This is a genomic window from Noviherbaspirillum denitrificans (assembly GCF_002211445.1).
GTDB classification, from domain to species: domain Bacteria; phylum Pseudomonadota; class Gammaproteobacteria; order Burkholderiales; family Burkholderiaceae_D; genus Noviherbaspirillum; species Noviherbaspirillum denitrificans.
On sequence record NZ_LSTO01000001.1, the window covers coordinates 3,316,140 to 3,326,838 of the forward strand.

Annotated in this window: 11 protein-coding genes; 9 read left to right on the plus strand and 2 right to left on the minus strand. The window is 63.2% G+C overall.

The window, feature by feature from the left end:
• A partial coding sequence (locus AYR66_RS29620) for an HD-GYP domain-containing protein (protein WP_206047195.1) occupies nucleotides 1–776 on the minus strand: 776 nt, incomplete at its 3' end.
• 212 nt (nucleotides 777–988) lie between these two features.
• On the opposite strand from AYR66_RS29620, the gene AYR66_RS16015 reads away from it, so the two are divergent.
• The 3 genes from AYR66_RS16015 to AYR66_RS16025 all read left to right on the plus strand — a co-directional run bounded on the left by AYR66_RS16015 (nucleotide 989) and on the right by AYR66_RS16025 (nucleotide 4,601).
• Nucleotides 989–2,611, plus strand: coding sequence for a tetratricopeptide repeat protein (locus tag AYR66_RS16015; RefSeq protein WP_088708332.1), 1,623 nt, complete (start codon nucleotides 989–991; stop codon nucleotides 2,609–2,611).
• Between the two features lie 2 nt (nucleotides 2,612–2,613).
• Entirely contained in the window at nucleotides 2,614–3,222 is a 609-nt protein-coding gene (locus AYR66_RS16020) for a sensor histidine kinase (protein ID WP_088708333.1), read from the plus strand.
• Nucleotides 3,223–3,320: 98 nt separating this feature from the next.
• A complete protein-coding gene (locus AYR66_RS16025) occupies nucleotides 3,321–4,601 on the plus strand; it encodes an EAL and HDOD domain-containing protein (protein WP_088708334.1) in 1,281 nt (426 codons plus the stop codon).
• Between the two features lie 21 nt (nucleotides 4,602–4,622).
• On the opposite strand, the gene cobA is transcribed toward AYR66_RS16025, so the two are convergent.
• Nucleotides 4,623–5,426: a uroporphyrinogen-III C-methyltransferase gene (cobA, locus tag AYR66_RS16030; protein ID WP_088708335.1), complete on the minus strand. Its 804-nt coding sequence runs from the start codon at nucleotides 5,424–5,426 to the stop codon at nucleotides 4,623–4,625.
• A gap of 241 nt (nucleotides 5,427–5,667) precedes the next feature.
• Between cobA and AYR66_RS16035 the strand changes: the two genes are divergently transcribed.
• From AYR66_RS16035 to AYR66_RS16060, 6 genes are all read left to right on the plus strand, one after another.
• Nucleotides 5,668–7,395 (plus strand): cytochrome D1 domain-containing protein, encoded by a 1,728-nt coding sequence (locus tag AYR66_RS16035; protein WP_170942169.1) that lies wholly within the window; start codon nucleotides 5,668–5,670, stop codon nucleotides 7,393–7,395.
• A 94-nt stretch (nucleotides 7,396–7,489) separates the two neighbouring features.
• Nucleotides 7,490–7,864 (plus strand): c-type cytochrome, encoded by a 375-nt coding sequence (locus tag AYR66_RS16040; protein WP_272938349.1) that lies wholly within the window; start codon nucleotides 7,490–7,492, stop codon nucleotides 7,862–7,864.
• A 7-nt stretch (nucleotides 7,865–7,871) separates the two neighbouring features.
• On the plus strand, nucleotides 7,872–9,026 hold the full coding sequence (locus tag AYR66_RS16045) for a cytochrome D1 domain-containing protein (RefSeq protein WP_088708337.1): 1,155 nt from the start codon (nucleotides 7,872–7,874) through the stop codon (nucleotides 9,024–9,026).
• A 7-nt stretch (nucleotides 9,027–9,033) separates the two neighbouring features.
• Nucleotides 9,034–10,044: a siroheme decarboxylase subunit beta gene (ahbB, locus tag AYR66_RS16050; protein WP_088708338.1), complete on the plus strand. Its 1,011-nt coding sequence runs from the start codon at nucleotides 9,034–9,036 to the stop codon at nucleotides 10,042–10,044.
• Nucleotides 10,037–10,480 (plus strand): Lrp/AsnC family transcriptional regulator, encoded by a 444-nt coding sequence (locus tag AYR66_RS16055; protein ID WP_141104087.1) that lies wholly within the window; start codon nucleotides 10,037–10,039, stop codon nucleotides 10,478–10,480. The genes ahbB and AYR66_RS16055 overlap by 8 nt, the downstream gene beginning before the upstream one ends.
• Nucleotides 10,480–10,699: Lrp/AsnC family transcriptional regulator (locus AYR66_RS16060; RefSeq protein ID WP_141104254.1), on the plus strand; the 220-nt coding region annotated here is incomplete at its 3' end. The genes AYR66_RS16055 and AYR66_RS16060, both read left to right, overlap by 1 nt.

A 10,699-nucleotide genomic window follows, 5' to 3' on the forward strand; every position in this document is an offset into this window, starting at 1 on the left:
TCCCCGCTGGCCAACCGCACCACAGCTCCAGTCGGATACATGCCGACAACACGGATGAAGCAGGCCGTCAGCATGGGATCGACCACATCGTTGTCCGCCAGCAGGATGTCACGCAGCGCCTCGATCGGCAGCAGCGAACGCCGGTAGCTGCGCGAAGAAATGCGCGCGCAGTAGCGGTCGGCGAGGGAGATGATCTTGACCGTGTCCGGGATCTGGTCGCCGGTGCGGCCGAAGGGATAGCCGCTGCCGTCTTCGTTTTCATGGTGCAGCAGCACGCAGTCCAGCCACTCCTCGTCGGTGACGCCGGCGCGGCGCAGCAGTTCGGCGCCTTCGCGCGGATGCGCCTGGATGGCGGCGAGTTCGTCGATGGAGATGGCGTTGAGGCGGCTTTGCAGTTGTTCCTGCTTGTGCAGCATGCCGATGTTCATCGTCAGTGCGCCGGCAACGATGGTCAGGAGCTGGTGCGGCAGCTTGTCGAGGGCGCGCGCCACCAGCATGGCGACCACCGCGGTGTCGATGCAGTGGCGCACCGCGTAGCTGCCTTCGTCCTGGTTGTGCAGGATGCTGGCAAGGGCGATGTCGGGGCCGTCCTCGATGGCGCCGACGAGCTTGCCGGCCACCGCCAGGAAGCGCGCTCGCGCATCCGGCTCGCGCTCGAGGTTGAACAGCAGGTGTTCCAGTTCGCGATGCGCTTCGTTGATCCTGCGGAGCACCGGTTGCGGATCCCGGTTCTCGGGCGCGGTGCTTTCCTCCGTATCGATCGGTTGCTGCTCCATGTCTTTCCTTGTCGGCTCCATAAGGTCTTGCAAAAGCTGCAATGGGACTGCCATCATGACGGCACGAAACACTCCGCCCATTGTAGGGGGGAGTTGGAAGGATTTCATCAAAATGTTGAAGAACGGAAACTTTTTACCGATTTTGTAGTTTCCGTCAAGAAATTTTTGATCCGAAAGCGGTATCATGAAGCCGTTTTCGCTATTGGACTTTTATGGCAACCATCATCAACCAGCGCCTGGCCCACCTGCGATCGCTCGTTGTCGATGACATGGCGGCCATGCGCCAGAACATCCGGACCCAGCTCGGGCAGCTTGGCATTCCGCATGTCGACCAGGCCTCGACGCCGGACGAGGCGATCAGCTATATCCGCCGCGGCGCCTATGACGTCATCATCTGCGACTACAACCTGAACCGGGAAACCAACGGCCAGCAGATGCTGGAATTCCTGCGTTCGCAGAACATCCTCCCGGCGTCGACCATGTTCATCATGGTGACGGCAGAGACCAATTACGACCTCGTGGCCAGCGCAGCCGAATTCCAGCCCGATGCCTATATGGTCAAGCCGCTCACGGGCGGCAAGCTGCTGGAACGCATCGAACGCCTGCTCGACAAGCAGACCGCGCTGCGCCAGATCATCGGCCGCCTCAACCTGAAGGACGTTGCCGGCGCCGTCGCCGAATGCGACCGCGCCATCCAGGCGCAGCCCAAGTGGTCGCTCGACATCATGAAGCTCAAGGCCAACGCGCTGCTCGAACTGGGCAAGCCGGAAGAGGCGCGCACGGTGTACGACGCGGCGCTGAAGCTGCGCGATGACCTGGTCTGGGCGCACTACGGCCTGGCGCGCTGCCATTTCGCGTCCGGCCAGCTCGAGGAGGCGAAAGCCGTCGCGCAGGGCATCATCGAACAGAATGCGCAGTACGTCATGGCCTACGACATGCTGGCCAAGGTGGCCGAGGCGCAAGGCAAGGAGCAGGAGGCACTGGATGCCTTGAACCGTTCCTACGAAGTCATTCCCTCCGCGCGCCGCAGCCGCATGGTGGGCGACGTCGCCTACCGCACCGGCAACCTTGAGCAGGCGCGCACTGCCTTCGACCGGACACTGAAGCACACGCGCGGCTCGCTCACCGCGCAGCCGTCCGACCTGCTGTCGCTGGCCCAGGTGCATGTCGACGCGGGCGAACCGCATGCGGCATTGCAGCTGCTGTCATCGGCGCCGAAACACTATGCCGAGTCCGATGCCTTCTCCGCCACGCAGGCGGCAGTGCTGGCGCAGGCCCATATCGGAATGGGCGACCTCGAATTGGCGCAGCATGCATTCGAGCGCGCCAAGAGCCTCGCCGGGGAAGCGCGCGCCGACGGTGCGGCGCTCGCGCTGGCCAAGGCAGCATTCTCGATCGGCCGCGACGACGAAGGCGCATCCATCCTTTCCAAAGCGGTGCGTGCCGATCACGAGAACACGCGCCTGGTATCGCTGGCGCGCAAGGTGCTCAAGGACAGCGGCAAGGAAGAACTGGCGGCCGAGGTGGTCGATGGCGCACTCGACCAGGTCAACGCGATCGTCGCCGAAGCCAACGCGCTGATGCGCAAGGCTCAGTTCGACGAATCGCTGCAAAAACTCGAAGAAGCCCTGCAAGGCATGCCCGAAAACACCGGCGTGCTGCTCGCCGCCGCGCAGCTGCACCTGCTGTGGATGAGCCAGAAGGGGCTGAACCTCGACTATGTGGCGCGGGTCAACAACTACCTCGCCAAGCTCGACACCCTGATGCCCGGCAACGAGCGCGTGGCGAAGATGTACCGCTTCATGCGCGAAACCCTCAGCCGGGCGAAAAAATAGCCATGGATACCAGGCTCGCCGCTGCCGTCGTCCACGACATCAAGAACGCACTGGGCGTGCTCGAAGGGATGCTGGCCGAACTGGCGCAGCAGCCCACGCGCGAGCAGGCCGGGTCGGCCCAGGCAATGTGCGCCACGCTGCACGAACGCCTGATCGGTTTCCTTACCCTGTACAAGGCGTCATCGCAGGGCTTGAAGGCGCGCGTCGATGCGGTCAATCCCGAGGATTTCCTGAAGGCCGTCATCCGCGACAATCCCAGCGGCAGGGCTGACCTGAAGATCAACATCCAGGCCGAGGGCATGCCGGTGCTCGGCTTTTTCGACGAGAACCTCGTCGGGCTGGCCATCTCCGCCGCCTTGCAGAATGCGGCGCGCTTCGCCCGCACCACGATCGACGTCGGCTGCGCCATGGATCCGTCCGGCGACCTGGCGTTCACGGTGCGCGACGACGGCCCCGGCCTTGGCGCCAAGGAAGACAAACCCTCTACCGGACTCGGCACCGCACTCTGCACCGCCATCGCCGAAGCACATCGCAAGGGCGATCGCATCGGTTCCGTGACGCTGGAAGACCATTCCGGCGGCGGCGCCGTATTCACGCTTCGCCTCCCTTGATTGCTGCGCCGCACAAGCGGTATTGCTCAAGCCCGGCTTGTTTCTCGCCGATAATGACTATGTGACAGACGAACCGGCGCAGCAGACGAGGACATCCCATGAGCATCAGCGTAACCTTCAATAGTGCGCACAGGATCCTGCTCGCCTCCGAATTCTTCATGGCGCGTCGACCGGTGCTCGACCGCGAACAGCACCTCGTCGCGCATGAGCTGATCTTCTGCAGTGACGACCAGTCCCCCGCGGCCGCCGGCGACACCGAAGACCACCCGGCATCCGCATCCGTCATCGGCGACGTCTACCAGCATGGCATGGGACGGGTGATCGGCGATCTCAACGGCATCCTGTGCATCGATCCCACCGCGCTGATGAGCGGCATTTTCGAATTCCTGCAACCGGACAAGGTCATCCTCGAACTCGCCGACGTCCCCGCAGCCACACCCGAACTCCAGGCGCGTCTGGCCGAACTGGTGGAAAAGGGCTTCCGCTTCGCGCTGGTCCACCATGACGACCCCGCCATCACCACGGCGCTGCTGCCCCTCGTTGAAGGCGTGCGCATCGATGTCGACGGCAAGGATACCGATGAACTCGCCCGGCTGTGCGCCGCCTACCGGCCCCATGGCAAGCAGCTGCTGGCGGAGAAGGTGGAGACGCACGAGCAGTTCCGCACATGCTACAGCCTGGGCTTCGATTACTTCCAGGGCTATTACTTCACCAAACCGGTCTACGAAACCGGCCGCAAGCTCGCGCCGTCGCAGCTTGCCATCACCGCGCTGATGGGACTGCTCACCACCGATGCCGACAACTCGGTGATCGAAGAGCACATCAAGCGCCATGTCTCGCTCGGCCTGAACCTGCTGCGGCTGGTGAATTCACCGGCGATCAGCATCCATCGCATCGATTCCCTGCGGCAGGCACTCATGGTACTCGGGCGCAACCAGCTGCAGCGATGGCTGCAGATATTGCTCTACTCCGGCAGCGAAGGACACTGCAGCACGCTGATGCCGCTGCTCGCGCTCGCCACCACGCGCGGCCGCCTGATGGAACTGATCGCGCAAAAGATCAAGCCGGGCAACCGGGGCATTGCCGATACCGCATTCACGGTGGGCATCATGTCGCTGATGGATACCCTGTTCAGCATGCCGATGGAAAAGATCCTGGAACAGATCCCGGTGGTCGATGAGGTGGGCGATGCGCTGTTGCGGCGCGAAGGCGAATTCGGCCGCATCCTGCGCCTGGCCGAATCCACCGAATGGCACTCCAAGACCGACATGCAGCTGCTGCAGTCGATCAAGGACATGCGGCTGTCGCACAACGACCTTTACCTGCTGCAACTGGCCGCCTTCGAATGGAGCGACCAGATCACGCGCAGCATGCACTAAGCCGGGCTTCATCCGGCTTGCTCAGCAAAATACTTCGGCCTTCTCCACTGCGCCGGCCTCGCCGGTGAACCATTGCAGTTTACGGTGCAGCGCCGTCACCTCGCCGACGATGATCAGGCAAGGCGACTGCAATCCGAGCGCCGCCACCAGGTCAGGCATCGCGGCGAGCGTGCCGGTTGCCACGCGCTGCTGCGCCGTCGTGCCTTTCTCGACCACGGCGGCAGGCATGTCGGGCGACTGCCCGTGCGCGATGAGCTGGCGCGCAATTTCCGGCAAGGCATTCAATCCCATGTAGATCACCACGGTCTGGCGCGGACGCGCCAGCGTGGCCCAGTCGAGGTCCAGCGTGCCGTCCTTCAGGTGCCCGGTGGTGAAGATGCACGATTGCGCGTAGTCGCGATGTGTCAGCGGAATGCCGGCATAACTGGCGACGCCGCTGGCCGCCGTCACGCCGGGCACGACTTCGAAGGGGATGCCGCTTGCGGCCAGTGTTTCCAGTTCTTCCCCGCCGCGCCCGAAAATGAAGGGGTCGCCGCCCTTGAGCCGCACCACGTTTCTTCCTTGTATCGCCAAGCGAACCAGAAGGCTGTTGATGTCGTCCTGCGCCATCGTGTGCCGCCTGTTTTGTTTCCCGGCATAAATGCGTTCCGCCTTTGGGCCGACCAGGTCCATGATGCCGGCGCCGACCAGGTGGTCGTAAACGATCACTTCCGCCGAGGCAAGCAGGCGCGCCGCTCGCACCGTCAGCAGGTCCGGATCGCCCGGTCCTGCGCCGACGAGGAACACTTTTCCCGGGACTGCACGCTCGGGAGGAAAGGGTGACATGGCGGGGCTCCTTATCGATAAGTTCCAATGCGCATCAGCGCATGTCGAATCCGCACCAATGTATGCCCCGGTAGCCCGAAAAAAATTGATGAATATTAAGGAAATGAGAATAGAGCAAGCGCAAAGTGTCGGACAGCCTGTATCGCCGCATGGACATTGATTTATGTCGGCGCAGTAAACGGTTTCAACTGAAGCTGTTTCTCTCGTGGTAGTCCAACATCCTTCTCAGAGGAGAATAAACATGAAGCTGAACAAGCAGGTTGTCCGCCCCCTGGCGGCAATACTGGCAGCTCTGCCGTTTGCTGTCGCCTTCGCGCAGGTCTCGCCGGACAAGACGCCGCATGCCGGGCCTGAAGTGAAGTACCAGGCCGGCGCGTCGCCGCTCGCCAGCGAAGAGATGCACCAGAACATCAACCCGAAAGCGCCGCCGATGACCAAGGCGGAGTTCGACCGCGCCAAGCAGATCTACTTCGAGCGTTGCGCAGGCTGCCACGGCGTGCTGCGCAAGGGCGCTACCGGCAAGCCGCTGACGCCGGACATCACGCTGGCCAAGGGCACGGATTACCTGAAAGTCTTCATCGCCTACGGCTCGCCGGCAGGCATGCCGAACTGGCAGACTTCCGGCGACCTGACCGAGAAGGAAGTCGATATGATGGCCCGCTACATCCAGCAGGAGCCGCCGACGCCGCCGGAATTCGGCATCAAGGAAATGGAAGCCACGTGGAAGGACATCATCCCGGTCGCCAAGCGCCCGACCAGGAAGATGAACAACTACAACATCGCCAACATCTTCTCCACCACGCTGCGTGACTCCGGCGAAGTGGCGCTGATCGACGGCGATACCAAGAAGATCATCAACATCGTCAAGACCGGCTATGCGGTGCACATCTCCCGCATCTCCGCATCGGGACGCTACCTGTACGTGATCGGCCGCGATGCACGCCTCAACCTGATCGACCTGTGGATGGAGAAGCCGGACAACGTCGCCGAAATCAAGATCGGCCTCGAGGCACGCTCGGTGGAAACCTCCAAGTACAAGGGCTTTGAAGACAAGTACGCGGTCGCCGGCTCCTACTGGCCGCCGCAGTTCGTGCTGATGGAAGGCGACACGCTCAAGCCGCTGAAGATCGTGTCCACCCGCGGCATGACCGTCGACAACGAGTACCATCCGGAACCGCGCGTCGCCTCCATCGTGGCGTCGCACTTCAATCCGGAATTCGTCATCAATGCCAAGGAAACCGGCAAGATCTACCTCGTCAACTACAAGGACATCAACAACCTGAAGACGACGACGCTGGATGCCGCCAAGTTCCTGCATGACGGGGGTTTCGATTCGACCGGACGTTACTTCATGGTGGCCGCCAACGCGTCCAACAAGATCGCGGTCGTCGACACCAAGGAAGGCAAGCTGGCCTCGATCGTGGACGTGGGCAAGACCCCGCACCCGGGACGCGGCGCCAACTTCAACCATCCGAAGTTCGGTCCGGTATGGGCAACCAGCCACCTCGGCGACGAAACGATCTCGATGATCGGTACCGATCCCGTCAAGCACAAGGCGCAGGCCTGGAAGGTTGTGGCAACGGTGAAGGGACAGGGCGGCGGTTCGCTGTTCATCAAGACCCATCCGAAGTCGAAGAACCTGTGGGTCGACACGCCGCTGCACCCGGATGCCAAGGTCAGCCAGTCGGTCGCGGTGTATGACATCAACAACCTCGACAAAGGTTTTGAAGTCCTGCCGATTGCCGAGTGGGCCAACCTGGGTGAAGGCGCCAAGCGCGTCGTCCAGCCGGAGTACAACAAGGCGGGCGATGAAGTCTGGTTCTCGGTGTGGAATGCCAAGGACAAGGTCTCCGCTGTCGTGGTCGTGGATGACAAGACCCGCAAGCTCAAGACCGTGATCAAGGACCCGCGCCTGATCACGCCGACCGGCAAGTTCAACGTCAACAACACGCAGCACGACGTTTATTGATGTACGGCGGTAAAGGGTAAAGAACTGTAGGGTGGGTTTCGCTACGCTCTACCCACCCTACTCTTACCCGAATACCGGAAACAGGAGCAGCAGCATGATCCCTGTACCGAATGGAGCAGGAAGAAGCCTCGGCAAGGCCATGCTTTTGCTTGCCTGCGCACTCCTGCACCTGCACACCTTCGCGGCACCCGATGCCGCGCCATATTCTCCCGATTCCGCACGCCGCGTCGAACTGATCCGCCTCGTGCGCCAGGACTGCGGCTCTTGCCACGGCCTGACGCTCAAGGGTGGCCTTGGCCCGGCACTGCTCCCCGAAACCCTGCGCGACAAGCCCGCCGAGTCGCTGGTGGCGACCATCATGGGTGGCCGGCCTGGCACGCCGATGCCGCCGTGGAACCGCTTCGTCAACGCGCAGGAAGCAGCATGGATCGTCGACAATTTGCAGAAAGGATTTCCCGGTGAGCGTTAAATGCTTGATGGCTGCAATTGCCCTGGTGCTCGCAGGCTGCGCGAGTGAACCATTGCGCGGCACGGGCGACCTCGGGGTCGTCATCGAACGCGCCAGCGGCAGCGTGCAGGTCGTGGAAACCACCGGCCAGAAGGCGATCTCGCGCATCGAAGGATTGGGCGATCTGTCCCACGCGTCGCTGGTGTATTCGCGCGACGGCCGCTACGCCTACGTCTTCGGGCGCGACGGCGGCCTGACGAAAGTGGACCTGCTCAAGGGATCGATCGTGAACCGCGTGATCCAGGCCGGCAACAGCATCGGCGGCGCGATTTCGCAGGATGGCCGTTGGGTCGCCGCGCAGAACTACACGCCGGGCGGCGTCAAGATCTTCAATGCCGACACGCTGGAACTGGTCGCCGATATCCCCGCCACCTATGGCGAGCAGGGCGCGCGCGCGAAAGTGGTCGGCCTCGCGGATGCTCCCGGCAACCGCTTCGTGTGGAGCCTGTTCGAGGCCGGCGAGATCTGGGTCGCCGACGTGACGGACCCGCGTACGCCCAAGGTCGACAAGTTCCGCAACATCGGGCGCGAACCCTACGACGGCCTGGTCACCCCGAACGGCCGCTACTACCTCGCCGGACTGTTCGGCGAAGACGGGCTGGCGATGCTCGACCTCTGGTATCCGGAGCGCGGCGTCAAGCGCGTGCTCGATGGATACGGCAAGGGCACCGAGAAGATGCCGGTGTACAAGATGCCGCACCTGCGCGGCTGGGCAGTGGCGGGGCGCTATGCCTATCTCCCTGCCATCGGGCGCAACGAAGTGCTGATGCTCGACATGGAAACCTGGCAGGAAGCCGGACGCATTCCGGTCGGCGGCCAGCCGGTGTTCGTCATGGCGCGTCCCGACGGCCGGCAGATCTGGGTCAACTTCGCCTTCCCCGATAATTCCCATGTCGACATCATCGACGCCGAAGCGCGGCGCGTGGTCAAGCGCCTGGAGCCGGGCAAGACCGTCCTGCACATGGAATTCACGCCGCGCGGCGAGGCTGTCTGGATCTCGGCACGCGACGACAACCGGGTGGTGGTGTACGACACAGTGACATTTGCCCGCAAGGTGGAATTGAAGGCGGAGGCACCGAGCGGCATTTTCTTCACCTCGCGCGCGGCGCGAACCGGATTCTGAGGCCCGCATGAACGCTGCCCGCGTCTCCATCCAATCTCCCCTCGACCTGGAACTGCTGAACGGCTTCCAGCGCGATTTCCCCCTGCAGCCGCGACCCTTCGCGGCCATGGCCGGCAAACTCGGCGTTGATGAGTCGCTGGTCATCGAGCGCCTGCGCTTCCTGCGCGACAGCGGCGCAATCAGCCGCATCGGCGCCGTGTTCCGTCCCAACGTGATCGGCGCAAGTGCGCTCGCAGCACTGGCCGTCGCGCCGGAACGGCTCGAGCGCGTGGCGAGTTTTGTCAGCGCCTTCGCGGAAGTCAATCACAACTATGAACGCGAGCATCGCTACAACCTCTGGTTCGTGGCTGCCGCGCCTTCCGTGGAACGGCTCAATGCCGTGTTCGCGGAAATCGAGGAAGTGTGCGAATCCGGCCCGGTGCTGGTGCTGCCGATGGTCGAGGAATACCACATCGACCTCGGCTTCGACTTCGCGGCCTACGATGCCGGCAAGGGCGTGCGTCCTTCCCGCGTGGTGTGCTGCCCGCCGGTCACCCTGGACGAGACCGGGCAGCGCGTTGTCGCTGTACTGCAGGAAGGCCTGCCCGTTGTCGAGCGGCCGTTTTCCTGCCTTGGCCTGGCCGAGAAGGACGCCATCGGCCTGATCGAGCGCTGGCTCGACGAAGGCTTGCTCAAGCGCATGGGCGTCATCGTGCGCCATCATGAACTCGGCTACACCGCCAATGCCATGACCGTGTGGAACGTGCCGGATCAGCAGGTGTCGGAAGCAGGACGCCGCATCGCCGAAAGCGGACGCGCCACGCTGTGCTACCGCCGCGACCGTCGCCTGCCGGACTGGCCGTACAACCTGTTCTGCATGATCCACGGCAAGGACAGGGCAGACGTGCAGGCGCGCATCGATGCGCTCTCCGCCGAATGCGGGCTCGATGCGTTGCCACGCCATGTCCTGTTCAGCTGCCGCCGGTTCAAGCAACGCGGCGCGCATTACGCAAGCATGCCGGAGACGCGCCATGGATGACATCGACCGCAGCATCATCAATTCGCTGCAAGGCGGCCTGCCGGTATGCGAACGGCCTTACCTCGAGGCGGCGCAGAGGCTGGGCATCGGCGAGGAGGAGTTGCTCCGGCGCCTGGCAACGCTGCTCGAGAACGGCACGCTCACCCGCATCGGGCCGCTGTTCCAGATCGAACGCATGGGCGGCGCGTTCACGCTGGCCGCATTGAGTGCGCCAGCGGAGGACTACGAGCGCATCGCGGCGACGGTCAACGCGTTTCCCGAGGTGGCGCACAACTACGAGCGCACCCACGACCTGAACATGTGGTTCGTGGTGGCAGCGGAAACGCCGGACGGCATCGACCGCGCCATCGAACGCATCGAGCACGACACGGGGTGCAAGGTCTACAACTTCCCGAAGTCGCGCGAATATTTCGTTGAACTCAAACTGACCGTCTGATGAAACCGACCGACGACATCGACCGCGCCATCATCGTCGCCACGCAGCAGGGCCTGCCGCTGGTTGCGCGTCCCTACCATGCGATTGCCGAGCAGGTTGGTATCAAGCCGGAAGAAGTAATGGCGCGCATGAATGCCATGCTCGATCGCGGACTGATCCGCCGCATCGGCGTGGTGCCGAACCATTACGCGATCGGCTATGTTGCCAACGGCATGTCGG

What these genes read in the sequence shown, in the direction of transcription:
- AYR66_RS16015 (WP_088708332.1), top strand. Translation starts at nt 989, where the DNA reads ATGGCAACCATCATCAACCAGCGCCTGGCCCACCTGCGATCGCTCGTT.
- AYR66_RS16055 (WP_141104087.1), top strand. Translation starts at nt 10,037, where the DNA reads ATGGATGACATCGACCGCAGCATCATCAATTCGCTGCAAGGCGGCCTG.
- ahbB (WP_088708338.1), top strand. Translation starts at nt 9,034, where the DNA reads ATGAACGCTGCCCGCGTCTCCATCCAATCTCCCCTCGACCTGGAACTG.
- AYR66_RS16035 (WP_170942169.1), top strand. Translation starts at nt 5,668, where the DNA reads ATGAAGCTGAACAAGCAGGTTGTCCGCCCCCTGGCGGCAATACTGGCA.
- AYR66_RS16025 (WP_088708334.1), top strand. Translation starts at nt 3,321, where the DNA reads ATGAGCATCAGCGTAACCTTCAATAGTGCGCACAGGATCCTGCTCGCC.
- AYR66_RS16020 (WP_088708333.1), top strand. Translation starts at nt 2,614, where the DNA reads ATGGATACCAGGCTCGCCGCTGCCGTCGTCCACGACATCAAGAACGCA.
- cobA (WP_088708335.1), bottom strand. Translation starts at nt 5,426, where the DNA reads ATGTCACCCTTTCCTCCCGAGCGTGCAGTCCCGGGAAAAGTGTTCCTC.
- AYR66_RS16045 (WP_088708337.1), top strand. Translation starts at nt 7,872, where the DNA reads ATGGCTGCAATTGCCCTGGTGCTCGCAGGCTGCGCGAGTGAACCATTG.
- AYR66_RS16040 (WP_272938349.1), top strand. Translation starts at nt 7,490, where the DNA reads ATGATCCCTGTACCGAATGGAGCAGGAAGAAGCCTCGGCAAGGCCATG.